The 24,228-nt window shown below is 41.6% G+C and carries 24 protein-coding genes; 22 read left to right on the top strand and 2 right to left on the bottom strand.

From position 1 onward, the window contains the following. Window positions 1-516: 516 nt before the first annotated feature. From B9N65_RS04185 to B9N65_RS04100, 18 genes are read left to right on the top strand one after another with little or no spacing between them, the layout of a single operon-like run. Window positions 517-1,200 (top strand): ABC transporter substrate-binding protein, encoded by a 684-nt coding sequence (locus B9N65_RS04185; protein WP_087582927.1) that lies wholly within the window; start codon window positions 517-519, stop codon window positions 1,198-1,200. After that, window positions 1,181-1,702 (top strand): 4'-phosphopantetheinyl transferase family protein, encoded by a 522-nt coding sequence (locus B9N65_RS04180; protein WP_087582926.1) that lies wholly within the window; start codon window positions 1,181-1,183, stop codon window positions 1,700-1,702. The genes B9N65_RS04185 and B9N65_RS04180 overlap by 20 nt, the downstream gene beginning before the upstream one ends. Before the next feature lie 25 nt (window positions 1,703-1,727). Further along, complete coding sequence (locus B9N65_RS04175) at window positions 1,728-2,105, top strand: hypothetical protein (protein ID WP_257640025.1); 378 nt, start codon at window positions 1,728-1,730, stop codon at window positions 2,103-2,105. Further along, entirely contained in the window at window positions 2,092-3,258 is a 1,167-nt protein-coding gene (locus B9N65_RS04170; RefSeq protein WP_087582925.1) for a beta-ketoacyl synthase N-terminal-like domain-containing protein, read from the top strand. The genes B9N65_RS04175 and B9N65_RS04170 overlap by 14 nt, the downstream gene beginning before the upstream one ends. After that, window positions 3,255-3,698 carry an ApeP family dehydratase gene (locus B9N65_RS04165; protein ID WP_087582924.1) on the top strand — a complete coding sequence of 148 codons (444 nt, stop codon included), beginning with the start codon at window positions 3,255-3,257 and terminating at the stop codon, window positions 3,696-3,698. The genes B9N65_RS04170 and B9N65_RS04165 overlap by 4 nt, the downstream gene beginning before the upstream one ends. Beyond that, window positions 3,691-4,410 carry a 3-oxoacyl-ACP reductase FabG gene (gene fabG, locus B9N65_RS04160; protein WP_087582923.1) on the top strand — a complete coding sequence of 240 codons (720 nt, stop codon included), beginning with the start codon at window positions 3,691-3,693 and terminating at the stop codon, window positions 4,408-4,410. The genes B9N65_RS04165 and fabG overlap by 8 nt, the downstream gene beginning before the upstream one ends. Next, entirely contained in the window at window positions 4,410-5,663 is a 1,254-nt protein-coding gene (locus tag B9N65_RS04155; RefSeq protein ID WP_087583048.1) for a beta-ketoacyl-ACP synthase, read from the top strand. The genes fabG and B9N65_RS04155 overlap by 1 nt, the downstream gene beginning before the upstream one ends. Before the next feature lie 12 nt (window positions 5,664-5,675). Further along, window positions 5,676-6,092: an excinuclease ABC subunit A gene (locus tag B9N65_RS04150; RefSeq protein WP_087582922.1), complete on the top strand. Its 417-nt coding sequence runs from the start codon at window positions 5,676-5,678 to the stop codon at window positions 6,090-6,092. Then, window positions 6,092-6,760, top strand: a complete 669-nt coding sequence (locus B9N65_RS04145; RefSeq protein WP_087582921.1) for a beta-ketoacyl synthase chain length factor — start codon at window positions 6,092-6,094, stop codon at window positions 6,758-6,760. Before B9N65_RS04150 ends, B9N65_RS04145 begins: the two co-directional genes overlap by 1 nt. After that, a complete protein-coding gene (locus B9N65_RS04140; RefSeq protein WP_087582920.1) occupies window positions 6,750-7,496 on the top strand; it encodes a lysophospholipid acyltransferase family protein in 747 nt (248 codons plus the stop codon). The genes B9N65_RS04145 and B9N65_RS04140 overlap by 11 nt, the downstream gene beginning before the upstream one ends. Next, window positions 7,480-7,737, top strand: a complete 258-nt coding sequence (locus B9N65_RS04135; protein WP_012140381.1) for a phosphopantetheine-binding protein — start codon at window positions 7,480-7,482, stop codon at window positions 7,735-7,737. The genes B9N65_RS04140 and B9N65_RS04135 overlap by 17 nt, the downstream gene beginning before the upstream one ends. Before the next feature lie 2 nt (window positions 7,738-7,739). Next, a complete protein-coding gene (locus B9N65_RS04130; RefSeq protein WP_087582919.1) occupies window positions 7,740-7,985 on the top strand; it encodes an acyl carrier protein in 246 nt (81 codons plus the stop codon). Next, window positions 7,975-8,520, top strand: coding sequence for a hypothetical protein (locus B9N65_RS04125; RefSeq protein WP_087582918.1), 546 nt, complete (start codon window positions 7,975-7,977; stop codon window positions 8,518-8,520). The genes B9N65_RS04130 and B9N65_RS04125 overlap by 11 nt, the downstream gene beginning before the upstream one ends. Continuing rightward, window positions 8,510-10,066 (top strand): AMP-binding protein, encoded by a 1,557-nt coding sequence (locus tag B9N65_RS04120; protein WP_087582917.1) that lies wholly within the window; start codon window positions 8,510-8,512, stop codon window positions 10,064-10,066. The genes B9N65_RS04125 and B9N65_RS04120 overlap by 11 nt, the downstream gene beginning before the upstream one ends. After that, on the top strand, window positions 10,063-11,673 hold the full coding sequence (locus tag B9N65_RS04115) for a glycosyltransferase family 2 protein (protein ID WP_087582916.1): 1,611 nt from the start codon (window positions 10,063-10,065) through the stop codon (window positions 11,671-11,673). The genes B9N65_RS04120 and B9N65_RS04115 overlap by 4 nt, the downstream gene beginning before the upstream one ends. Then, window positions 11,670-12,098, top strand: coding sequence for an acyl-CoA thioesterase (locus B9N65_RS04110; protein ID WP_141083834.1), 429 nt, complete (start codon window positions 11,670-11,672; stop codon window positions 12,096-12,098). The genes B9N65_RS04115 and B9N65_RS04110 overlap by 4 nt, the downstream gene beginning before the upstream one ends. Then, complete coding sequence (locus B9N65_RS04105; RefSeq protein ID WP_087582915.1) at window positions 12,095-12,613, top strand: LolA family protein; 519 nt, start codon at window positions 12,095-12,097, stop codon at window positions 12,611-12,613. The genes B9N65_RS04110 and B9N65_RS04105 overlap by 4 nt, the downstream gene beginning before the upstream one ends. Then, a complete protein-coding gene (locus tag B9N65_RS04100; RefSeq protein ID WP_087582914.1) occupies window positions 12,610-14,838 on the top strand; it encodes a hypothetical protein in 2,229 nt (742 codons plus the stop codon). The genes B9N65_RS04105 and B9N65_RS04100 overlap by 4 nt, the downstream gene beginning before the upstream one ends. Before the next feature lie 50 nt (window positions 14,839-14,888). On the opposite strand, the gene B9N65_RS04095 is transcribed toward B9N65_RS04100, so the two are convergent. Beyond that, window positions 14,889-16,139, bottom strand: a complete 1,251-nt coding sequence (locus tag B9N65_RS04095) for a pectate lyase family protein (protein WP_087582913.1) — start codon at window positions 16,137-16,139, stop codon at window positions 14,889-14,891. 122 nt (window positions 16,140-16,261) lie between these two features. Then, complete coding sequence (locus B9N65_RS04090) at window positions 16,262-17,359, bottom strand: CinA family protein (protein WP_087582912.1); 1,098 nt, start codon at window positions 17,357-17,359, stop codon at window positions 16,262-16,264. A 95-nt stretch (window positions 17,360-17,454) separates the two neighbouring features. Between B9N65_RS04090 and ileS the strand changes: the two genes are divergently transcribed. From ileS to metX, 4 genes are all read left to right on the top strand, one after another. Further along, window positions 17,455-20,211 carry an isoleucine--tRNA ligase gene (ileS, locus tag B9N65_RS04085; RefSeq protein WP_087582911.1) on the top strand — a complete coding sequence of 919 codons (2,757 nt, stop codon included), beginning with the start codon at window positions 17,455-17,457 and terminating at the stop codon, window positions 20,209-20,211. Window positions 20,212-20,310: 99 nt separating this feature from the next. Beyond that, window positions 20,311-21,669 carry an Asp-tRNA(Asn)/Glu-tRNA(Gln) amidotransferase subunit GatA gene (gatA, locus tag B9N65_RS04080; RefSeq protein ID WP_087582910.1) on the top strand — a complete coding sequence of 453 codons (1,359 nt, stop codon included), beginning with the start codon at window positions 20,311-20,313 and terminating at the stop codon, window positions 21,667-21,669. 4 nt (window positions 21,670-21,673) lie between these two features. After that, window positions 21,674-23,122: an IMP dehydrogenase gene (gene guaB / locus B9N65_RS04075; RefSeq protein WP_009294929.1), complete on the top strand. Its 1,449-nt coding sequence runs from the start codon at window positions 21,674-21,676 to the stop codon at window positions 23,120-23,122. After that, window positions 23,122-24,228, top strand: coding sequence for a homoserine O-acetyltransferase MetX (metX, locus tag B9N65_RS04070; protein ID WP_087582909.1), 1,107 nt, complete (start codon window positions 23,122-23,124; stop codon window positions 24,226-24,228). The genes guaB and metX overlap by 1 nt, the downstream gene beginning before the upstream one ends.

Raw genomic sequence — 24,228 nt, 5'->3', positions numbered from 1 at the left:
ACTAAATTTAGGGCTCATAACTATTCGCCACTAAATTTAGAAGCGTGATATGCTCGCTCATAAATTTTAAAATTTACTAGAATTTCAATAAACCGCATGCAGTGCGCCAGCACCATTGCATGCACCTCTAACGTGCGAGGGGTTTAGGGGATTTAAAAAGGGGGATAAGGGGACGGCCTCGTAACTCGAGTCCTCTTGTCCCCCTTTTGAATAAAAGAGTTTTTAAATTTAAGGTCTGTATTTTTAAAAGAGAAATTTGCTATTTTGCAAATTTTAAAATCTCACTCACTCGCAAGAATTGGCTACTGATTTTAGGTCTCGCAAAGCTTGCCACTAAAATCAGAGCCGAAATTACTCGCTCATGAAATTTTAAAATTTGCTTGAGTTTTAGATCGCATGCAGTACTTCGCATAAGTTTTAAATTAAAAATTCGCTATTTTTTGTAAATTTTTTAGACCCATCATTTGCATATAAAAGCTAAATTTCTTAAAATATGCCAAAAAATTAGGAGCAAAAATGCTATCAGGTAAGCTACTTAAAAGCCATTTTGCTAAATTTGATCTAGCGGCAATGATTAGTGAGCTTTTAAAGCAAAGTTGTTTTGATAAAGAGAAATTTCAAGCACTTAGGCGAGATGGTTTTAAAAGCTTAGATAAGAGCCAAAGAGAGGAGCTTCTTAAAATAGCAGGTTTTAAGGCGCATATTGACGCGAAATTTCAGGGCTTTTTGCGTGAGCTGATGCGAAGCAAGATCCTCGTTGTAAGCGGCGCGGAGTATAAATTTAGCGAGCTTGAAATTTACACCTGCTTTGATGCAAACACCTACAAAAGATCGTGTGAGGCGGGCGAAATTTATTTTCACAACTTTGGTTTTGACATCTCTTTTAAGAGCGAGCCAGCGCTTTATGGCGGCATTTTGGTAAGGAGTTTAAAGGCATTAAAAGAGCAAAATTTCATCTTTGGACCAAGAAAATGCGCCTTGCATATCTTAAATAGCAAAATAAGTAATTTAAATTTTGATCTAAAAGAGGCTGATTTTAGAGATGATGAGGCCATTTTTACGCCAAGGATTAGATCGTTTAAAGATAAGACCGAGCTTCAAAATGACGCTTTAAGGGCGGTTAGTGGCGAGTTTATATGGGCGCTTGAAAGCGCAAAAGAGTATAAAAAAAGAGTTGAAAATGCCTATAAAAAAGAGTGAAATTTATCTTTTTATCGGCTTTGAGACTGAGAAATTTAGCCCCAAAATGCTAGATAAAAAAGAGCGTAGAAAACTAAAAAAATATCCAAATTTAGTAAATTCAAACTCATTCAAACTCTCTCGCTATTTAAAATTTAAAGCAAAAAAACGGGGCAAAATTTGCCTTTCTCACAAAGAAAATGTCGCTGTTTTAGCTATCTCAAAAGAAAAAGTTGGCGTTGATGTGGAGGAGATAAAGGAGCGAAATTTTGACGGTGTGATCAAATTTTGCTTTAGCAAAAAAGAGAGCGAAATTTACGCAAACTCCAAAGATAAAATGCAAAAATTTTATGAAATTTACACCGCAAAAGAGGCTGTGATAAAAGCCAAAAATTTAGCCTTTAATGATCTTGCTAGCGCTAAATTTGACGAGATGGAGAGAAGATACTTGATTATTAATAATCTATTTATCATTTGCCTTGCATTTAAGCATTGCAAAGATATAATTGTTAAATTTTTATGATTTTAGAACACTAAAAAGGTAAAAAGTGCTTGTAAAAAAGATAGCTATGATCCTTGCAGTAACGCTTCTAGCTCTTGGCTGTGCGAAGAAATTTGATGCGCCAAAGCTGGCGGATTTTAGCTTAAAGGCATTTGAGGTTAGTTCATCAAAAGGGCCGCTAATGCTCTATGTGCAAAATAGTGAAAATGAGTATAAATTTAGCCTTGTAAACGCACTTGGCGCACCAGAAGCTAGGCGAGTTTTAAAGGGTGGCACGTTTGCAAATTTGGGCTTCCTGCCGCCAAATAGCGCCTACAATAAGCTTTTTATCAAGGTGCTTGAGATGATAAAAGATGAAAAAAATGAGCAAAAATTTATGATAGATGATCAAATTTATGAGGTAAAAAGCGTTGATATACGTTAGCAAACCAGCCATTATCAGCGCAGCAGGTAGCAGTAGTGATGAAAATTTAAGCTCGCTTTTAAGTGGCAAGAGATTTTTAAGCAAAAGCTGCGAATTTCACCCGCAAAATGAGTTTTTGGTGGGTAAATTTAATGGCGCTTTACCTAGCTTTTCAAATAAAACCAAAGAGCACTTCAAAACTCGCACAAATGCTTTGCTTTTAAGCACGATGCTAGAGATCGATGCTGAGATAAAAAGAGCTATCAAAAAATATGGCAAAAGCCGAGTGGGAGTAGTTCTTGGCACTACAACAAGCGGCGTTGAGGAGAATTTCGAGCCATTTAAAGGCTATATCGCGACTGGATTTTTTGATAAAAGTAGGTTTGACATAAACAGAAACTGCCTTGCAAACGTGGCTGAGTTTGTGAGCGACTTTTACGAGCTTAGCGGTCCAAGCTACTGCGTATCGACTGCGTGCACCTCGGGCGTTAAGGCGGTTATTGAGGCAAAAAGGCTCATTGAAAGCGAGCTTTGTGACGCAGTCATTTGTGGCGGAGTAGACAGCCTAAATACGCTTACGATAAATGGCTTTAACTCGCTTAGCATACTAAGCAGCGCTCCAAGTCAGGCCTTTTCTAAAAACAGAGAGGGGATAAATATCGGCGAGGGAGCTGGGCTATTTTTGCTAAGCCGCGATGAAATTTCAAACGTCGTAGTCGCTAGCTCAGCCTCAAACTGCGACGCTTTTCACATGACGCAGCCTGATTTTAGCGCCAAAATGGCAGTAAATTGCATAGAGGGCGCGCTAAAAAGAGCCAGTATGAGCTGCGTGGATTATGTAAATTTACATGGCACTGGCACGCAGGCAAATGACAAAATGGAGGCAAAAGCTGTAAATTTAACGCTTGGTGCCACCTTTGCAAGCACGATAAAGCCTCAGATCGGTCACACGCTTGGGGCTGCTGGAGCTATTGAGAGCGCCATTTGCGCCATGCTTTGCATGGAGGAAAATAGCACCTTGCCACCACACGTCTATGACGGCGAGTATGATGAGAGCTTGGAGGCTATAAATTTAGTAAAAAGCGGCACGAAATTTGACGTAAAAACAGCGATGTCGCTATCTTTTGCCTTTGGCGGAGATAATGCCGCGATAATATTTAAAAGAGTGAGATGATGATAAGTGATTATTTGCCGCACAGCAGCGCCATAACCTTGATCGATGAAATTTTAGAATTTACACCTTGCGAGAGCATAAAAGTAAGAAGCGTGATAAATGAGCAAAATCCCTTTTTAGAAGATGGGAAATTTATGACGCAAAAGGCGATAGAGATGATGGCTCAAAGCCTTGGGATCTACGACTCAAAGATGCGTGAGCTAAGGGGCGAGAAGGCGATATTTGGCTTTTTACTTGGTAGTAGAAAATTTGAAATTTTTAGGCCATATTTTAAAGTGGGCGATGAGATAGTGATCGTCTCAAAGTGCTCCATTCAAGATGAGAGTGGTTTTGGCGTGTATGACAGCGAGCTTTTTGTAAATGGCGAGCTTGGCGCAAGGGCGGTTTTAAACGTGATGAGCCCTGATGAAGAATTTGTAAAAAAGGCACTTAGTGAGTAAGAGAGTATTAATAACTGGATCAAGTAGAGGCATAGGAGCTAGCATCGCTAGGCGCCTTGCTAATGAATACGAAGTGGTGCTTCATGCAAGAAGCAAGAGTGATGAGCTTTTAAAGATGGCTAGCGAGCTTGGGGCTAAATTTATGACATTTGACGTGGTTGACACTGCTGCGGCAAAAGAGGCCATAGAAGCTGATATGGAGGCAAATGGCGTCTATTACGGCGTTATTTTAAACGCTGGCATAACAAGGGATAATACCTTTGTGGGGCTAAGTGATGACGAGTGGTTTGATGTGATAGATGTAAATTTAAATGGCTTTTACAACGTCCTAAGACCAGCGCTAATGCCCATGATAAGGGCTAGAAAGCCAGCTAGGATAGTGACGCTAAGCTCTGTTTCAGGGGTCATTGGCAACAGGGGTCAGGTGAATTACTCAGCTAGCAAAGCTGGCATCATAGGAGCTAGCAAAGCCCTTGCAGTCGAGCTTGCCAGCAGGGGCATAACAGTAAACTGCGTGGCACCTGGGCTTATAAAGACAGATATGAGCGAAGAAATTTTAAATAGCGACTTTTTAGATGAGGTGCTAAAGGCCATACCTGCAAAAAGAGCTGGCGAGGCAGATGAGGTGGCAGGACTTGTTAAATTTCTACTAAGTGGCGAGGCTAGCTACATCACGAGGCAGGTTATCGGCGTAAATGGAGGACTTTGCTAATGCGTGTATTTGTCACAGGTATCGGTGCAGTCAGTGCTTTTGGCAACAGCTGGGAGGAGATGAGGGCTAAATTTCTTGCAGGCAAAAATGCCGTGAGATATATGAGCGAGTGGGAGGGCTATAAGGAGCTAAACACGCGCCTAGCAGCTCCTATCATAGACTACAAACACCCGCAGGAGTGGGACAGAAAACAGCTAAGAAGCCTTGGTAAGGTCTCAACTTATAGCGTGCATGCGGCTGGGCTTGCTTTAAAAGACGCTGGTTTGCTAAATGGCGAAGGCTTGCAGGCTGCAAATTTAGACCCAAGTGTGCAAGATGGCAGGATGGGCGTGGCAAGTGGTTCAAGCACTGGTAGCACGGACTCTATCCTTGACATGGCAAAGCTAGTTTTGGACATGGATAGCGGCTTTAACGCAAATACCTACATAAAAATGATGCCTCACACCACGGCGGCAAATATCGCGCTATTTTACTCGCTAAAAGGGCGTATCATCCCTACATCTTCGGCATGTACAAGCGGCTCACACGCCATTGGCTACGCTTATGAGAGTATAAAAAATGGCAGCATAGATATGATGCTAGCTGGTGGGGCTGAGGAGCTTTGTGTGAGTGAGGCATACGTCTTTGACAAGCTCTATGCGACTAGCGTCAAAAACAGCATGCCAAATTTGACACCAACGCCGTTTGAAAAAGATAGAGATGGCTTGGTGCTTGGCGAGGGAGCAGGATTTTTAGTGCTTGAAAGCGAAGAGAGCGCCTTAAAAAGGGGAGCTAAAATTTACGCTGAGGTCGTTGGCTTTGGCTCAACGTGTGACGGCACGCACATCACTAGACCACAAAGTGCTACGATGAAAGCAGCGATGAGCCTAGCACTCCGCGCGGCAAAACTAGAGCCAAAGAGCATAGGCTACGTAAATGCCCATGCGACCGCGACAAAACATGGCGATATAGCTGAAAGTATCGCTACAAACGAGCTTTTTGGGGAGGACATCGCCATTAGCTCGCTTAAAAGTTATCTAGGTCACACGCTTGGCGCTTGTGGCGGGCTAGAGGCGATCGCTAGCATAATGATGATGAGAGAAGAGCTATTTTTTCCAACTATAAATTTAAACGTAACTGATCCTGAGTGTGCAAAGCTAAACTACTTAAAGGAGCCAACGCCGATAAAGACGGACTTTGTGATGAGTAATAACTTTGCATTTGGCGGTGTAAATACATCTTTGATATTTAAAAGAGTAGATAACAAATTTTAAAAAGGATATAAGATGAAAAGATTAGTTTCATTAGTTGCCGTTTTGGCATTTGCCACAAGCCTTAGCGCAAGAGACGACGTGAAGTACCACTCGCTGGACTTCCTAAAGGGCCCAAAGGCTAAAGAATTTTTGCTACCAAACGTTAGTGTTAGCTTTGGCACAGGCTACACAGGCAACATAATCGTTAAAGACCTAACAGCTAATAAAAAGACAAATGGCTTTAACAAAGGCGATGAAGAGGCTTGCCAGATCGCGCTTCTCTCTGCTTTGAAGTCATTTCAAGAAAGAGCTATAAAAGAGGGCGGCACGAAGGTTGTAAATTTGACTGGATACTACAAAAAACAGCCATTTAACTCTAAAACCCAGTTTCAGTGCGGCAGCGGCGCTTTGATGTCTGGCGTCACACTAAGAGGCGACATCGCGAAATAATGAAATTTCAAGTTGATTTTTATGACGCTATAGCTTATGGCGAGATCAGTGAGGATCTGGCTAGATATAAAAAAGAATTTGATCTAGCAAAGATCCCACCCCTGCAAAGAAGAAGGCTAAGTAGTGCCGCAAAGTGCGCTTTTAGCCTGCTTAGTAGTTTTGAGAGTATCGACATGCCAGTCATTTTTAGCTCATATGAGGGCGAGATAAATCGCTGCTTTGAGCTAGAAACCGCGCTTGCAAAGGCTGAGCCAGTATCGCCAACGTCGTTTTCGCTCTCTGTGCATAACGCTATCTCGTCGCTTCTTAGCATCGAAGCTAAAAATCACAATGAAATTCTAGCCATCTCATCATTTAGCCCAGTTGAAGACGCACTGCAAGCTGCGTTTTTAAGGCTAAATGACGGATATGAAAAGGTGCTCATACTTGCCTATCATGAGTCGATATCGCAGAGCTATTTTGATGAGCAAAAGCCATCATTTATGCTAGCGCTTGTCGTCTCAAAGGCAAAAGATAAGAGAGTTTTAACTCTAAAAAGAGTGGAAAAAGAAGAAGAAATTTCAGAAAATTTACTGCAAAACTTCATCGTAAATTTTGACCCAAATTTGGCAAAAACGTGGCAAAGTAGCAGTCATTTCGTGTCTTGGAATTTTAGCTATGAGCCTTAAAATCGTTAGAGCTGGATTTTTATTTTCTTTTTTTGCGCTCATTTGCATAAGTGGCGACCTTTTGCTAGTGCCAGTCGTGCTTTTGGGGCTAAATAAATTTAAATTTATGCAAAATTTATGCCGAGATCTTGTTAGAGTTTCTTGGGGATTTTTTATAAAAGTTACTAAAATTTGTGGGTATCTAGACTATAAATTTGAGCTTACAAAGCTAAATGGCGGTTCAAATTTAGTCATCGCAAACCACCCTTCGCTGCTTGATGTGGTCTTTTTGGTCTCAAAATTTAAAAGGATAAACTGCATCGTAAAGGGCGAGCTTGGCAAAAATATATTTTTATTTGCGGCTATTAGGGCGTGCAACTACATACCAAACACAAATAACGAGGAATTTTTACAAAAAAGCATAGATGTTTTAAAAAGCGGCGAAAATTTGCTCATTTTCCCAGAGGGCACACGCACGAAAGAGGAGATCATCTTTCATAAAGCGGCCGCGTATATGGGCATAAAAGGCGCGTCTAACGTGATTTGTGTGGGTATAAATATGGCTCCAAGAAGCCTTAGAAAAAATGAGCCATGGTACAAAACGCCAGATGAAAAGATAAAGTACGTCTTTAAAGAGCTAAAGAAATTTGAAGTTGGTGAGTTTTTAAAAGATAGGCCAAGCCCCGTAAGGGCGAGAGCCTTGCATGATGAGATAAGTAAAATTTATAAGGAGGAATTTAGTGAAAGAACTAGTTAATGAGATAAAAGAGCTGATCATCACAAGCTTAAATTTAGAGGATATGAAGCCAAGCGATATCGACGAGAACGCACCGCTTTTTAGCGAGGGTCTTGGGCTTGATAGCGTCGATGCACTAGAGCTTGGACTAGCTGTACAGAAAAAATATGGCCTCGTGCTTGACTCAAAGACAGCAAATTTAAAAGAGATATTCTTTAGCGTATCTTCTCTTGCAAAATACATTTACGAAAATAGGAAATAACAATGAGCGAAGTAGAAATTTTTGAAATTTTAAAGAAGGCTTTGATCGAGCTTTTTGAGATAGACGAGAGCAAGATAAGGCCTGAAACTAGGATATATGAGGACTTGCAGATAGATAGTATAGATGCTATTGATATGATTGATTACATCAAGCGCCAAACTGGTTATAGACTGATGCCAGAGGACTTTAAAAACGTAAAAACGCTCGATGATATCGTAAAAGCCGTAGCAAAGAAATTTGAAGCATAAGATAGTAAAAGTAGCGCTAGTTTTAGCAAGCATCGCCTATCCTTTGGTGCTATTTTTTTGGCAAAAGGGTGCAACATTTATCTTTTGCGTGCTATGCGCTCTTTGGCTGGCTAGGGCTTATTTTGAAAGTGCTAAAACAAGGCAGGTTTGCTTAGCGGCTGGGCTATTTTTTGCAGTTTGTGCTATTTTTAGAAGTGTAAATTTAGCGCTTTTATACCCAAGTATCGTAAGTCTTGGCTTTTTGGCGGTATTTTTTTACAGCTTAAAGGGCGAGGCGGTCATAACAAGGCTTGCTATGCTAAAAGAGAAAAATATAGATGAAAAAGTCGTTAGCTACACAAGAGGTCTAACTAAAATTTGGTGCTGGTTTTTCGTTTTTAACGCTGCTTTTGCCTTTATTTTGGCGCAGTTTGAAGATAAAATTTACTGGAGCATTTACTGCTCATTTGTATCTTATATCTTGATGGGAGTTTTATTTTTTGGCGAAATTTTATATCGTAAAATTTTTATTTTAAAGAGGGAAAATGGATTTTAAAAAGAGCCTAAAGGCATTTAAATTTGTGGACATTAGCAAGGATCTTTACGAGTACGCGGCTACTTTTGGAGCAAATTTAAAAGAGAAAAATTTAAGCGAGATAGAAATTTATTTAAGCCAGAGCTTTGACTTTTGCGTAGCCTTTTTTGGAGCGCTTGGGGTTGGCGTAAAACCTATCTTGCTTGCAAAGCCGATATATAGCGGGGATAAATTTGTCATTAACGATGAAAATTTTGGTGATTTTTTAGACTTTAGTAAGAGCATGGAGCTAAAATTTGATCAAAATTCTACATTTTTTCTCCAAACCTCAGGCTCAAGTGGAGCTAGTAAAAATATCCAAAAAAGTCTTGGCGCGATGATAGATGAGGGGCTATTTTTAAAAGATGAGCTGGGATTTAATGAGGAGGATAAATTTTTTGCTAGCGTCTCGCACCAGCACATGTTTGGCCTTACATTTAAGATCTTTTTGCCGCTCATCTCTGGCGCAAAAGCCGTTAGCAAGGAGCTAAACTACCCAGAGGCGATCTTTGAGCTAGACCTTACAAATTTAACCTTCGTAACAAGCCCAGTCTTGCTTCAAACGCTAGTTTCTAGCCCAAGAGCGGCTGAAATTTCAGGGCTAAAAAACATCATCTGCGCGGGATCTGCACTAAAGAGCGAGCTAAGGGCAAAGATAGAAAGCTTAAGTAGCGCTAGGATAATTGAAATTTATGGTAGCACCGAAACTGGCATAGTTGCTAGAAATTTAGGCGATGAGCTTTTGCTTTTTAGCAAGGTAAAAGCGGGTCTTAACGAGGACGAGGCGTTAAATGTGAGCTCGCCTTGGTGCGAGTTTTTCCAAACTAGCGACTGGGCGCAGATAGATGGCAGCAGGCTCACGCTAAAGGGCAGGATCGATAGGATCGTTAAGCTAAACGACAAAAGGGTCAATCTAATAAGTATCGAAAATAAGATGTTTGAAAGCGGCCTTTTAAAAGACTGCTACTGCGACACGCATCCTAAATTTAAGCGTCTAGCTGCGCTTTTGGAGCTTAGCGAAGATGGCGTGAGACTCTTTAGAGATAGCGGCAAAAAGGGCGTCGTAGCAAGGCTAAATGAGCTTTTAAGGCCTGAGTTTAAAAATAGTGTTAGATATTTTAAGATCGTTAGCTCGCTTTGCAAAAACGCTCAGGGCAAGTTTTTAAAGGCAAATTTTAAAGCTCTTTTAGAAAAAAATGAAGAGCTTTCTTGGGAGAAAAGTAGCGAGGATGGCGTTTATAAATTTAAGACAAAGCTTAGCCCTGCGCTTGGCATTTTTATGGAGCATTTTCCAAATTTACCGCTTTTGCCTGGCTTTGTGCAGCTTGATTTTGTATTTAAATTTGCAAGAGAGATTGGCGCAGAAATAGGCGATCAATGTGTGGTGGAGAATCTGAAATTTTTAAAATTTGTAAGGCCAAATGACGAGCTTTGTATAGAAATTTCGCAAAGAGATGAGAAGGTCTATTTTGAGATATTTTGTAATGGCACCAAAAGTGCTGGTGGCAGGATAAAGCTGGGCTTATGAAGACACTCTTTCTCATACCATTTTACAACCATCCAGAAAAGATCAAAGCCCTTTGTGAGGCGCTTGCGAGATATGATCTACCCATTTTGATAGTAGATGATGGCTCAAACGAGGTATCAAAAAAGGCGTTGGAAAATTTGAGCGAATTTGGTGTAGAAATTTTAACAAGAGCGCAAAATGGTGGCAAGGGAGCTGCGCTAAAAGATGGCTTTAGACACGCTTTGCAAAATGGCTACACGCATGCATTTCAGATCGACGCTGACTTTCAACACGACATAAGCTTGGTAGCGGAGTTTTTGGAGCTTAGCAAAAGATATCCAAATGATCTAATAATGGCTGATCCAATTTACGGCGAAGACGCGCCAAAGTCGAGGTTTTATGGCAGAAAGATCACAAATTTTTGGGTCAAGATCAACACTTTAAATTTTGACATCAAAGACGCGATGTGTGGCTTTAGAATTTATCCTCTAAAAGAGCTTGAGAGTGCGACCCTCCAAAGTAGCTCAAATAGGATGGAATTTGACATGGAGATCTTGGTAAATGCCATAAGATCTGGCGTAGAGATCAAGTGGATAGCGCTAAAAGTGAGCTACGAAGCTGGCGGCGTTTCGCACTTTAAAATGCTAAAAGATAACGCGCTAATAAGCCTCATGCATGCAAGATATTTTTTTACTTTAGTGCCATTTTTGTTTGGCAAAGTCTTTAAAGGGCAAAAATACGCATGGTGGCAAAAGGGCGAGAGATCAAACGAATTTTTTCTTAGAGTTAGCCTATTTTTAACTAGAAATTTGCCTATATTTCTCATAAAACCTATCGTTATCATCGTCGTTTGCTTTTACTATCTCTTTTCAAAAGTTGAGAGAGAAAATATAAGAGAATTTCTTTTAAATGTAGAGAAATTTAGCGGTAAAAAGCCAACCACTAGCGTTTTTAGCAACTTTTATGACTTTGGCATAGCAATATGTGATAAATTTCGCATCTGGCAAAATGGCGTGCTTGAAAGCGAGCTAGAGCTTAGTAAATTTAACAGCATCAAAGATGAGTTTGAAGCTTCAAAGCGTGGTAGGATCGTGCTTACAAGCCATCTTGGTAATGTAGAAATTTGCAAGGCACTCTCGCTTAGATCGCCAAATTTTCGCATGATCATCTTGGTTTATAGCAAGGGTAGTGAGAATTTTTATAAAATTTTAGAGCAGATCAGCAAGGGGCAGATCAAACTAATAAGCGTTGAAAAGCTTGATGCGGCTGCGATGATGCAGCTAAAAGAGGCGGTTGAAGATGGCGTAAATATCGGCATAATGGGCGATAGGACGCCGCTTAATGGAGATAAATTTATAAGGCTTAGCTTTCTTGGCAAGGAGGCTAAATTTAACTACGGCCCATACTTGCTAGCTGGCATTTTGGGAGTAAAAATGAGCGCGCTTTGGTGCATAAAAAAGGGCGATAAATTTGACATAGAGCTAAGTGATATCGCTGATGAGATAAAGCTTAGCAGAGACCGCAAGGCAAGCGTCCTGCCATACGTGCAGAGCTATGTAAGGCAGCTTGAAGCAAGAGCGTGCAAGACCCCATCGCAGTGGTTTAACTTTTTTGATTTTTGGAGATGAGAGTGAAAATTTCACACGTTAGCACATTTAAAGTGGCGTTTTTTGACGTTGATAGCATGGAGGTGATGTGGCATGGAAACTACGTCAAGTACCTAGAAATGGCGCGTTGCGAGCTACTTGACAAGATAGGATACAACTATATCGCTATGAAAAAAGATGGTTACGCCTTTCCTATCGTAAAGCTTGACGTAAAGTACGTGCGTCCAGCCTTTTTTAACGACGTCATAAAGGTCACGACGACGCTTAGCGAGTGCGAAACGTTTTTGAAATTTCACTACCTTATAGAAAATGAAAAGGGCGAAAAAATAAGCGAGGCAAATACCGCGCAAGCCGTCATCGAGATGAAGAGCTTACAAACTTGCTTTGAGATGCCAGAAGCCCTAAAAAAGGCGCTTAAAGCCTACAATGAAAAGGAGAAAAGATGAGAAAAATAGCTCTTTTTTTAGCCATTTTTATATCTTGCTTTGGCTATGAGCTAGGTGAGCTTAAAAATATAGTAAAAACAGATGGAGTAAGCGGAAATTTCACGCAGACAAAGAGCCTGGCTGGCTTTAACAAAAGCATAAAAAGCTCGGGCGAGTTTAGGCTAGAAAAGGGCGGTCTTTACTGGGACACGCTAGAGCCAGTCGTCTCAAAGGTTTTTATAAATAAAGATGGTATTTTTAAAAACGAAAATGGCAAGCTTGAAAAGACGAGCGCAAATTTTGATGAAAAGCTCTTTTTGGCCATTATTAGCCTTGATGAGAGCGAGCTTAGGAAAGAATTTGACATAAAGACAGGCGGCAGCCTAAAAGAGTGGAGCATAGAGCTAAGTCCTAAAAATTTACTCTTTAAACAAATTTTTAAAACTATAAAGATAAGTGGCGACAAGGCGGTAAAAAAGATCGAGCTTGATGAGGTAAGCGGCGATAAAACGCTAAATGAGTTTAGTATAAAATGAAAAAACTAGCCACGATCTTGGCTTTTATCTTTGTTTTTTTGTGCTCACTTGGATATTTGCTTGCGAGCCTAAAAAACGTCCAAACTGACATCTTTTCACTGATAAATTTTAAAGACGCCAAAGAGGCAAAGGTGCTAAAAGAGGTGCAAGATGAGATGGCGTCAAATTTTTTGGTGCTGGTAAATTCCAAAGAGCTAGCCAAAAATGTGCAAAGCCTAGCACTTAAAAGCTCGCTTTTTAAGAGCTTTGAGGCGAAGATTGACGTAAATTTAAATGATATAAAAAGCGACATCAACCGCTCAAAGATCGCGCTTTTAAGTAGGGGTGATTTAGAGCTTTTAAAAAACGATAAAAAGGCCTTTTTTAAAAAGCGCGCAGAGGAAATTTTTAACAGCTTTAGCTTTAGACTTTTAAATATAAATGATGATTTTTTCTCGCTAAGTAGTGGCTTTAGCGCAAAAAATGGCAACGTTAGCTTAAATTTAGCAGATCTCATGCTTGAGGTAAAGGACGGCAAAAAGAGCTTTTTCTTGCTAAAAGGCGAGCTAAAAAAGGGAGCTTCGAGTGAGGGGCTAATAAATTTTTATAACGAGCTAGAAGCGCTAAAAGTTGGGCAAAATGAGCTTTTTGTGCATTCAAGTGCGCTTTATCAGGCATTTTCAAAGCAAAAAAACGAGAGCGAGAGCCTTTATATGAGCGTGGTTTCGCTTAGTTTGACCGCTATATTTTTGATGCTTGCTTTTAGAAATTTGCGAATTTTTTATGTGATATTTATCGCTGCGTTTGGCTTTAGTGTGGCATTTGCAGGCACTTTGCTCTGCCTAAATGAACTAAATATCCTTACTATTTTAATAAGCACGAGCCTCATTGGCCTCATGTTTGACTACATTTTGCACTGGCTTAGCAAAAACGAGGGCGAAGCGATCAGGGCTAGCAGCATAAAAAATATGCTAAAAATTTTCTTGCTAGGCCTTCTTATCACGCTTAGTGGCTATCTAGCTTTTACTTTTTCTGATCTTAGGCTACTTAAAGAGGTGGCGCTATTTTCGGCATTTGCGCTTATAGCTGCCTTTTTAGCTAGCTACTTTTTCATGCCTTTGGTCTTTGAAGGGGTTAAATTTTATAGATCAAAGGTTTTTGACGCGTTCTTAACTAAATTTTGTGAGCTCTCAGGCGTGGTTGCTAGGCATTTTGGGGTTAAATTTCTAACTATCTCACTTATTTTGCTAGCTATTTTTCTTGTTTTTGATCTTAAAAATTTATCAAAAAGCGAAAATGTAAAAGACTACTCAAATATGCCAAAGAGCCTGCTAGCGGACTCTTCTTATATATTAAGTCTAACTGGCAACAACCAAAACACGATGATAGTGACAAGATCAAGAGGTGACATTTTGGGAGGTGAAAAGAGCCTTTTAGATGAGTTAAAAAAGAGAAATTTGATAAAAGATGAGAGCTCGCTAAGCGATATGTTTTTAAGTAAAAGCGAGCAGGATGAGCTAAAAGAGGCCTTTAAAAAGGCGCTTGATGATGAGCAAATTTACGCGATTTATGAGAAATTTGGCTTTAGCAAAGATGAAGTGCGAAGTGAAATTTTAAAGGTTTTGGGCGAAAAGGAGCTTAGCGCGAATGAAATTTTGGCTCTAAAATCTATGAAGGATTTTAAGAAATTTGTCCTTGATGAAAATGCAAGTGTGGCTTACGCGAGTGGCTTTGTAAAAGGGGCGGCAAGTGATGAGGTGCTAGAGCGCCACAACGCTTTTAGTCTAAATTTCGCTAGCTCGCTAAATGAGAGCCTAACTCAGGCAAAAGAGCTTGCACTAAAGCTAAAAATAGCAGCGCTTGTGGTCGCGTTTTTACTGCTTTGGTTTTATTTTAGTGCGCTTATATCGGCACTTGTGATGGGTGTCATCATCTTTGGCGTGCTTCTTACGCTCTTTATCTTTACCGTTTTTGGCGTAAATTTAAGCATCTTTGGCGTCTTTGGGCTCATCCTTGCAAGCGCTGTGGGGATTGATTACATGATATTTGCGCTAAATGAAAGCCTTAGCGAAAAAGAGCGGATTTATGGGATATTTTGCGCATTTATCACGAGCTTTATCTCGTTTTTTACACTCTCGTTTAGCCAGACCGCCGCTCTTAGCGTCTTTGGGCTAAGCGTTAGCCTTTGCGTGCTGATATATGGGCTATGTGCTAGCGTTTTGGCTTGTAAAAATATAAAAATTTAGCTTTGTTTTCACGCCCCAAGCGTTTTGGCTAGCTCGGGGCTTTGGTGATATTATTTTATGACGACTAGTTTGCCAGTGCCTGCGTTTTGATTTACCTCGTTTTGGACGTTTGAAGCTTCGAGGAGCTCAAATTTATATGGAGGCTCAAATGGCGGCTTGGTTAGCTTTTCGCAAACGCTGCCCTTTTTAGAAAGGTCTATGTTGCCGCTTTCAAAAATGGTGCCTTTGTTACATTTGTAGCTTATCTTGACGCCATTTGTAAAGTAGTTATTTTGAGCGTATATTAGCGAGCCAAAGCGCACTCCAATGGCGTATTTTTGGTCATAAAAGCCATCTTTTGAGTCGTAAAAGTTGTTATAGACGTGCACCTTTGCATTGCGTGCCATAGGTAGGCGTTGCGCGCAGTTGTCAAAAATGTTATGAGCGACCGTTATAGTTCTCGTTTCGCTGCTGCCGTCAGAGTCTCTTGAGCCTATTAGCATCGTTTTGTCGTGATTTTCAAAGATGTTATGCGAGATCGTGATAGCCGCACTATCCCCCTTGATGTCGCATAGTCCGTCATAAGTTTGCCATTTAGTAAGCTCTCCACCTGCTAAATGCACATGGCTAAGCTCAACAGTGTCCTTAAAATGGCAGTGATCTACCCAGATGTTTTTGCTTGATTCTATACTAACGCCGTCATATTGCGCGTTAAAGCCATCATTTTTTTGTACATCTGGAAATGGATCAAAAGCATCTTCGATCAACATGTTGCGGATCGCGATATTTTGGACATTTTTTAGCAAAAGTGAGCCACCTTTTATGCCTGAGTTTTCGCCTAAGCCGATTATCGTGGTATTGCTAGCTACTGGCACTACGATGAGCTTTTTGTATTCGTTGGCTAAATTTTTGCGAAGCGCTGCTAGCTTTGGATCTTGCGAACCATCTAAATTTGCATGGCACGAAGCGCCGTAAGCCTGCATAAATTTGATATAAGAGCTAAACTCGCCACCGCTAATCTCACTTATAAATTTATCTAGCCCCAAGCTATTGCCATTTTGCGGGATCTTGCCTTCGCTAAGGTCTATGAGCCCATCCACATAGATGACGTAACCACCCATTTGAGCGTATTTTACAAGCTCTTGCCTATCTTTTACGACGACTTCTTTGCTCTCTTTGCCGGTGTATCCGCCAAAATTTTGCTCCGCACCAATGCTAGCGTAACCAAAGGGTGAGTCACTTGCTTTTATCTCGCCCACCTGTGCCTCAGCGCCAAATGCAAATAACGCACTAATGGCGAGTAACAATATCTTTTTAAACATCTTTAGCCTCCTAAATTTGGCTTTTTATTCTTGATATTTTATTGTAAATATCACCGCTGGATTTTATTTTAGCTCATTAAATTTAGTGTAAGGCTTTTATAAATTTTTAGTAAAAGCAAAATTTATGCGAAAAATATCTCGCTTTTTAGGCGAAGCAAACATAGATAGGCGCTTAGCACGCTTTGCTCTCTAACGTAGTTGCGCTCCCCTTTTAAAAGTAGCCTCTCAACCTCGATGTTGCCGTTTCTATCGCCAGCTGCGACATATACCGTACCAACTGGCTTGCTAGCTGTGCCCCCACCTGGTCCTGCTATGCCACTTATAGCAAGCGCAAAGTCCGCATTTGTCGTGCTTAGCGTGCCTTTTACCATCGCTTTTACGCAAGGCTCGCTCACGGCTCCGAAAGTATCTAAAATTTCATCCTCAACGCCCAGCCACTCGTGCTTTATGTGATTTGCGTAGGTTACTAGTGAGCCATCAAAGCTAGCTGAGATGCCGCCATATCTTGCAAATTTAGCCGCCGCAAGCCCAGCCGTGCAAGACTCGGCAAATGAAATTTTAAGCCCCTTTTGCATGAGCCTTTTTGCTACAAATTTGATCACATCTTTTTGCGGGATAAATTTTTGCGAAAATAGCGTTTTTACGCCTTGTAAAAAGCTCTCGATCTGACCAAATTTATTGCTTTTTGCCCTTACTAGTATCAAATTTGGCAGGATCTGCGCAAGGGTTATATCGACCTCGTAAGTTTTAGCAAGTGGCAACATAAGGATCTTCGCGCTATCTGCATCGATGTCTATTAGATGAAAGTAGCTAAAATCAGGCTCATATTCGACTAAAAACTCGCCTAGCTCTTCATTTGGATTAGCTTTTATGAGATTTATCTGAGCGTTATTTAGGCTGGCTAAAAAGCTATTTTTGGAGTAGTCTAAGCTATCTTTAAGTGCAAGGGTCGTGCTATCTTTTAGCTCTAGCGAGCCCCCAGTTAGCGTCGCTACGATCTTTGCAGCGATGGCAAAATTTTCATCTGAGCCAAAAATGCTTACAAAGTCGTAATCTTTTGATAAATTTTCGATGATAAAAGGTAGCTCTTTGCTATTTTTGGGAGCAAAACTGACCACTCCAAGCTCGCCAAAATGATCCTCGTAACTTTGAAAAATGTAGTTTAGAAATTCTCTATTTATCTCAAGATCTTCGCCTATTATCAAGATACTTTGTCTCATTTTTAAGCTCCTTTTTTTGCCTCATTATACTATTTTTCAGTGTGATTTAACCAGCACAGGTGTAAAATTAGCAAATTTTAAAATCAAGGTAAAAAATGGACTACAAAGAGACACTTTTACTCCCAGAGACAAATTTCCCGATGCGCGGAAATCTCCCACAAAATGAACCACAAAGACTAAAATCATGGTACGAAGAGCGCAAGGTTTATGAAAAAATGAAGAAAAATCGCCAAAATGCGGTTAAAAACTTCAACATCCACGACGGCCCTCCGTATGCAAACGGCCACCTACACATCGGCCACGCGTTAAATAAAATTTTAAAAGATATCATCACAAAAACGCACTATTTTTACGGCGAAAATGTCCGCTACGTGCCAGGCTGGGACTGCCACGGCTTGCCGATCGAGCAGCAAGTCGAAGTCAAGCTTGGCGATAAGAAAAAAGAGCTTAGCAAGGTCGAGATCAGAGAGCTTTGCAGGCAGCACGCGAGAGAATTTATAGACATTCAAAGAAACGAATTTAAAAGCCTTGGCATCATCGGCGACTTTGAAAATCCATACATGACGATGAAATTTGAGTTTGAGGCTGATATCTACAAAGCGCTTTGCGAGATCGCTAAAAAGGGGCTTTTGGTTGAAAGAAGCAAGCCAGTTTATTGGAGCTGGGCGGCTAGATCGGCGTTAGCTGAAGCTGAAGTCGAGTATGAGGAGAAAGAGGACTACTCTATTTACGTAGCATTTGAGCTTGATAGCGACGCGCTAGAAAAGCTTGGCGTAAAAGAGGCAAGCGCTGTCATCTGGACAACTACACCTTGGACACTTCCGGCAAATCAAGCCATAAGCCTAAAACCAGATGAAATTTATGTGCTAACGGCTGAAAATTTGATATTTGCAAAGCCACTACTTGAAAGCGTTGTGCAAAGCGGCCTAAGCAAAGGCGAGATCAAAAAAGAGTTCAAATCAAGCCTGCTTGAAAACACCCACGCGATAAACCCACTAAACGGCAGAAAGTCTAAATTTTTACTGGGCGATCACGTTATGATGGATGGGGGTACTGGACTTGTTCATACAGCTCCAGGTCACGGCGAGGACGACTACTATGTTTGCTTAAAATATGGCTTTAGCGAAATTTTGATGCCAGTTGATGATGGTGGCTGCTACGATGAGAGCATAAAACATTACGGACTATTTAGAAGCGACGTGGTAGACGAGTTTGTCGGTATGCACATCTTTAAGGCAAATGAGAAAATTTTAGAGCTACTTGGCAAAAGCTTGCTTAGCGTCTCTAAATTTAGACACTCTTATCCATTTTGCTGGAGAACACATAAGCCTGTAATTTATAGAGCCACAAAGCAGTGGTTTATCGCTATGGACGAGGCTAAACTAGGCGGCAAAACACTTAGACAAACAGCGCTAAAAGAACTTGAAAAGGTTAAATTCTACCCAAGCGTTGGCATAAAAAGAATAGGCTCTATGATAGAAAATCGCCCAGACTGGTGCATCTCTCGTCAGCGTGACTGGGGCGTGCCGATCGCGTTTTTCAGAGATAAAGCGACAAAAGAAGTTATATTTGATAGTGAAATTTTAGACCACATCGCAGGCATTTTTAAAGAAAAAGGCGCTGATGCGTGGTGGGCGCTAAGCATAGACGAGCTTTTACCAAAGGGCTCAAAATACAAAGCTGAAAATTTAGAAAAAGTGATGGATATCCTTGACGTATGGTTTGATAGCGGCTCGACATGGCATGCGGTCTTGCAAAGCGACAACTACGACGCTGGCAAATACCCTGCAAGCATGTATCTAGAGGGCTCAGACCAGCACCGCGGCTGGTTTCAAAGCTCGCTTCTAGTAAGCACAGCTATAAATTCTCACGCACCTTATGAGAGTATCCTAACTCACGGCTTTACTGTCGATGCTAAGGGCGAAAAGATGAGTAAAAGTAAGGGCAACGTCATCGCTCCACAAGACGTGGCTAAGACTCACGGCGTGGAAATTTTACGCCTTTGGGTTGGCATGAGTGATTACTCAAGCGACCTAAAAATAAGCGAAGATATATTAAAACAAATAAGCGAGCAGTACCGCAAAATCCGCAACACTATCCGCTTTTTACTAGCAAATGTAAATGACCTTGAGAGCCTAAATACAGAGTTTAACATCCTTGATAAATGGATACTAGCACGCGCTAAAAAGGTCTTTGATGAGGCGAGCGCTTGCTTTAGAAATTATGACTTTTCAAAGGGCTTTAATATCCTTTTAAATTTCTTATCAGCCGATCTTAGCGGCGTATATCTTGACGTTTGCAAAGATAGGCTCTACTGCGACGCAAAAGACGCCCCAAGAAGAAGATCAGCTCAAAGCGCGATGGCTATCATCACAAAGGCACTTTTGCCACTCATCGCTCCAACGCTTACTTACACCGTTGATGAGGTGATGGACTACGCTCCAAAGATCATCAAAGGCGAGGCAAAAGACGCGTTTGACTTAGTTTATGAGCCAATCAAATTTGATCTTAGCTTTGAAGATGAGCTGCTTTTTGCCAGCAGGGAGAAATTTAACGAGATCGTGGACGTTCTTAAAAAGGACAAAAAGATAAAATCAACTCTAGAGCTAAGCCTAGAGACAACTAGCCACAACATCACAGGCTACGACGAGCGCGAAGTGGCTGATCTTTATATGGTAAGCTCAGTTAGGCCTTATGATGATAGCGAGCCATTAGCTGAGTTTGAGCTAGAGGGCGATAAATTTAAGATCATAGCAAGCAACCTTCACAAATGCCCAAGATGCTGGAAATTTAACGCTAGCAAAGAAGATGCGCTATGCCCAAGATGTGAAGAGGTCATAAGTGCTAAGTGAGCCAGTAAGCGCAACTATCATAATAGCAACGATCGCTGCGGTGGTCGTTGTTAGCTTGTTTGGCATATTTTTGGTTAATAAATTTAAAGGATAGAAATAGTGGTAACTTTAAAAGAAGCTTTGAAATTTTCAGCTGAAGAGATAAAAAATTTAAGAGCCGAGCTTGAGGCGAAGATCATAAAAGAAAAAGAGCTTGGGGCTTATGTCGAGCAGCTAGCAAATTTAGAGATCGCAAAACTAGGCGAGGGCGTGCCTATCGCTATAAAAGACAACATCCAAGTAAAAGGCTGGAGCGTCACGTGCGCTTCTAAAATTTTACAAGGCTACGTAGCGCCTTATAACGCAACTGTTATCGAAAAGCTACTTGGCAAAAATTTAGCTCCATTTGGCCGCACAAATATGGACGAATTTGCGATGGGAAGCACGACTGAGAGCTCATTTTACGGTAAAACACTAAACCCACTAAATCACGCTCACGTCCCAGGTGGCAGTAGCGGTGGCTCAGCAGCAGCAGTCGCAGCTGGCCTTGCGGTAGCCGCACTCGGTAGCGACACTGGTGGCTCGATCCGCCAGCCAGCGGCATTTTGCGGATGTGTGGGACTTAAGCCAACTTATGGCAGAGTGAGCAGATATGGCCTTGGCGCCTACTCAAGCAGCCTTGATCAAATAGGTCCGATCGCACAAAACGTAGAAGATGCAGCCATTTTATATGACGCGATCGCTGGACACGATCCAAAAGATAGCACGAGTGCAGATGTGCCATTTGTGAGCGTTAGTGACAAGATAGACGGCAACAAAAAGCTAAAAATTTGTGTCATCAAAAACTACGTCGAAAACGCAAGCGAGCAGACAAAAGCTGCTTTAAATTTAGCGATCGAGAAGCTAAAATCACACGGTCACAGCGTAACTTACACAAATTTTGAAGACTCAAAATATGACGTCGCTGCCTACTACATCATCGCAACCGCAGAGGCGAGCGCAAATTTAAGCCGCTACGACGGCGTGAGATATGGCAGACGCGCAGAAGCTAGAAATTTAAAAGAGCTATATGTAAATTCGCGCTCAGAAGGCTTTGGCGAAGAGGTAAAAAGAAGAATTTTACTTGGTACATTTGTACTAAGTAGCGGATACTACGATGCTTACTACATCAAAGCGCAAAAAGCAAGAGCGCATATAAAAGCTCAGTACGAGAAAATTTTAGAAGAAAATGATCTCATCTTCATGCCAGTTGCTCCAAGCACAGCTTATAAATTTGGAGCACACAGCGATCCGCTTCAAGCCTATCTAAGCGACATCTACACGATCAGCGTAAATTTAGCAGGCCTACCAGCTATCTCTGTGCCAGTTGGCAAAGATGATCAAAATTTAAACGTGAGCGCCCAGCTCATCGCAAAAGCGTGGGACGAACAGACCTTGATAAATGGTGCTAAGAGCCTAGAAAATTTAATAAAAGGATAAAAATATGAAGATAGTAAAGAGAGCTTTAACATTTGAGGATGTGCTTCTTGTGCCGCAATACTCTGAAATTTTGCCAAAGCAAGTTGATGTAAAAACCAGGATCAGCAAAAACGTCACGCTAAATATCCCGATCGTCTCTGCTGCGATGGATACGGTGACTGAGCATAGAACTGCTATCATGATGGCAAGGCTCGGCGGTATCGGCGTCATCCACAAAAATATGGATGTCGAAAGCCAAGCAAAAGAGGTCAAACGCGTTAAAAAAAGCGAAAGTGGCGTCATCATCGATCCTATCTTTATAAATCCAGAAGCAACCGTGGCTGAAGCTCTAAGCCTTATGTCAGATCTTCATATTTCAGGCGTTCCAGTCATCGACAAAGACCGCAAACTAATAGGAATTTTAACAAACCGCGATTTGAGATTTGAAACAAATATGAGCACTTTGGTAAAAGACCGCATGACAAAAGCACCACTTATCACTGCGCCAAAGGGCTGCACGCTTGATGATGCGGAGAAAATTTTTTCTCAAAACAGGGTTGAGAAGCTACCTATCGTCGATAAAGATGGCAGACTTGACGGACTTATCACCATAAAAGACCTAAAAAAACGTAAAGAGTATCCAAACGCAAACAAAGATAGCTACGGCAGACTTCGCGTGGCTGCGGCTATTGGCGTGGGTCAGATAGACCGCGCTAAAGCGCTAGTCGATGCTGGCGTAGATGTCATCGTCATCGACTCAGCTCACGGCCACTCAAAGGGCATCATCGACACTTTAAAAGAGGTAAAAGCAAATTTTAAAGTCGATGTCGTAGCTGGCAACATCGCAAATCCAGCAGCCGTAAAAGACCTAGCAGAAGCAGGAGCTGACGGCATAAAAGTGGGTATCGGACCAGGATCAATATGCACCACAAGGATCGTTGCTGGCGTTGGCGTGCCTCAAATTTCAGCGATTGATGACTGCGCAAGCGAAGCAGCCAAATATGGCATCCCAGTTATCGCTGACGGCGGACTAAAATACTCAGGCGACGTGGCAAAAGCCCTTGCAGCAGGTGCAGCTTGTGTTATGGCGGGAAGCTTACTTGCAGGTTGCGAGGAGAGCCCGGGCGAGCTTATAACATTCCAAGGTCGCCAGTACAAAGTATATCGCGGTATGGGCTCAATAGGCGCTATGACAAAGGGCAGCTCGGATCGCTACTTCCAAGAGGGCACCGCTCAAGACAAGCTAGTACCTGAAGGCATCGAAGGCCGTGTGCCATTTGCTGGCAGCATAAAAGATGTGATACATCAGCTAATAGGCGGCCTAAGAAGCGCTATGGGCTATGTTGGCGCAAAAGATATCCCAACTCTTCAAGAAAGAGCTGAATTTGTCGAGATAACAAGCGCTGGACTAAAAGAGAGCCACGTCCACGACGTAGTTATCACTCACGAGGCACCAAACTACAAAGTTAATTAGTGTTAGACCTGCAAACTAGAACTATTAAATTTAACGAGCCACTCTATCTTGAGAGTGGCCGTATGCTATCAAATTTCAAGCTTATTTATGAGACTTACGGCACGCTAAATGCTGATAAAAGCAATGTTATCGTGATCTGTCACGCCCTAACTGGCTCGCACCACGCTGCTGGCACTTACGCAGGCGATGAGAAAGCTGGCTGGTGGGACGGGCTAATAGGCAGCAAAAAGGCGGTCGATACGGATAAATTTTATGTTATTTGCGTAAATATCTTAGGCTCGTGCTTTGGCTCGACCTCGCCGCTAAGCGTTGATAGAAGTAGCGGCAAAGAGTATAGGCTAAATTTCCCAGTCCTTGCTATAAGTGACGTCGTAAAGGCACAGATGAGGCTATTTAGCGAGCTTGGCATCACAAGGGCAAGAGCCGTGATAGGCGGCAGTCTTGGCGGTATGCAGGCACTTTGCTACGCTATCGAGTTTCCAGAATTTGCGCAAGATATCATAATGCTTGCAAGCACCTATCAGACTAAGCCTTGGGCGATAGCGTTTAATAAAATCGCTATCGAAGCTATTTTAAACGATGAAAATTTTAAAAACGGCGAATACGACGCAGAATTTATAAGAAAAAATGGACTAAAAGGCATGGCTTACGGCAGGATGGCAGGGCACATCAGCTTCTTAAGCCCTGATAGCATGGATAAAAAATTTGGACGCAACTACGTCGAAACTGACGGCCTTTACGATCTTTTTGGACATTTTCAGGTCGATCGCTACATGGAGTATAACGGCTACAACTTCCCAAAGAGGTTTGACCCGCTAAGCTACCTATACATCGTAAAGATGATGAATATCTTTGACTGCACAAGGCACTACGATAGCCTAAAAGACGCCCTTGCACCGATCAAAGCAAATCTGCATCTAGTCGCATTTAAAGGTGATCTACTCTTTCCGCCAAGCTGCATGAGAGAAATTTACGACGCACTTTGCGAAATGGGCAGAGGTGCAAAGACAAATTTTATAGAGATAGATAGCAACTACGGCCACGACGCCTTTTTGGTCGAGATAGAAAAATTTGATGGATATGTAAAAAATATATTAAAAGGATAG

It is taken from the genome of Campylobacter concisus, assembly GCF_002165815.1.
In the GTDB taxonomy this organism is placed as follows: Bacteria; Campylobacterota; Campylobacteria; order Campylobacterales; family Campylobacteraceae; genus Campylobacter_A; species Campylobacter_A concisus_BH.
This window is presented reverse-complemented; position numbering and strand designations above follow the sequence as displayed.

What these genes read in the sequence shown, in the direction of transcription:
- B9N65_RS04110 (WP_141083834.1), top strand. Translation starts at nt 11,670, where the DNA reads ATGAGAGTGAAAATTTCACACGTTAGCACATTTAAAGTGGCGTTTTTT.
- B9N65_RS04090 (WP_087582912.1), bottom strand. Translation starts at nt 17,359, where the DNA reads ATGAGACAAAGTATCTTGATAATAGGCGAAGATCTTGAGATAAATAGA.
- guaB (WP_009294929.1), top strand. Translation starts at nt 21,674, where the DNA reads ATGAAGATAGTAAAGAGAGCTTTAACATTTGAGGATGTGCTTCTTGTG.
- B9N65_RS04155 (WP_087583048.1), top strand. Translation starts at nt 4,410, where the DNA reads ATGCGTGTATTTGTCACAGGTATCGGTGCAGTCAGTGCTTTTGGCAAC.
- B9N65_RS04140 (WP_087582920.1), top strand. Translation starts at nt 6,750, where the DNA reads ATGAGCCTTAAAATCGTTAGAGCTGGATTTTTATTTTCTTTTTTTGCG.
- B9N65_RS04185 (WP_087582927.1), top strand. Translation starts at nt 517, where the DNA reads ATGCTATCAGGTAAGCTACTTAAAAGCCATTTTGCTAAATTTGATCTA.
- B9N65_RS04100 (WP_087582914.1), top strand. Translation starts at nt 12,610, where the DNA reads ATGAAAAAACTAGCCACGATCTTGGCTTTTATCTTTGTTTTTTTGTGC.
- B9N65_RS04150 (WP_087582922.1), top strand. Translation starts at nt 5,676, where the DNA reads ATGAAAAGATTAGTTTCATTAGTTGCCGTTTTGGCATTTGCCACAAGC.
- B9N65_RS04130 (WP_087582919.1), top strand. Translation starts at nt 7,740, where the DNA reads ATGAGCGAAGTAGAAATTTTTGAAATTTTAAAGAAGGCTTTGATCGAG.
- B9N65_RS04180 (WP_087582926.1), top strand. Translation starts at nt 1,181, where the DNA reads ATGCCTATAAAAAAGAGTGAAATTTATCTTTTTATCGGCTTTGAGACT.
- B9N65_RS04115 (WP_087582916.1), top strand. Translation starts at nt 10,063, where the DNA reads ATGAAGACACTCTTTCTCATACCATTTTACAACCATCCAGAAAAGATC.
- B9N65_RS04145 (WP_087582921.1), top strand. Translation starts at nt 6,092, where the DNA reads ATGAAATTTCAAGTTGATTTTTATGACGCTATAGCTTATGGCGAGATC.
- B9N65_RS04095 (WP_087582913.1), bottom strand. Translation starts at nt 16,139, where the DNA reads ATGTTTAAAAAGATATTGTTACTCGCCATTAGTGCGTTATTTGCATTT.
- B9N65_RS04105 (WP_087582915.1), top strand. Translation starts at nt 12,095, where the DNA reads ATGAGAAAAATAGCTCTTTTTTTAGCCATTTTTATATCTTGCTTTGGC.
- B9N65_RS04120 (WP_087582917.1), top strand. Translation starts at nt 8,510, where the DNA reads ATGGATTTTAAAAAGAGCCTAAAGGCATTTAAATTTGTGGACATTAGC.
- ileS (WP_087582911.1), top strand. Translation starts at nt 17,455, where the DNA reads ATGGACTACAAAGAGACACTTTTACTCCCAGAGACAAATTTCCCGATG.
- B9N65_RS04165 (WP_087582924.1), top strand. Translation starts at nt 3,255, where the DNA reads ATGATGATAAGTGATTATTTGCCGCACAGCAGCGCCATAACCTTGATC.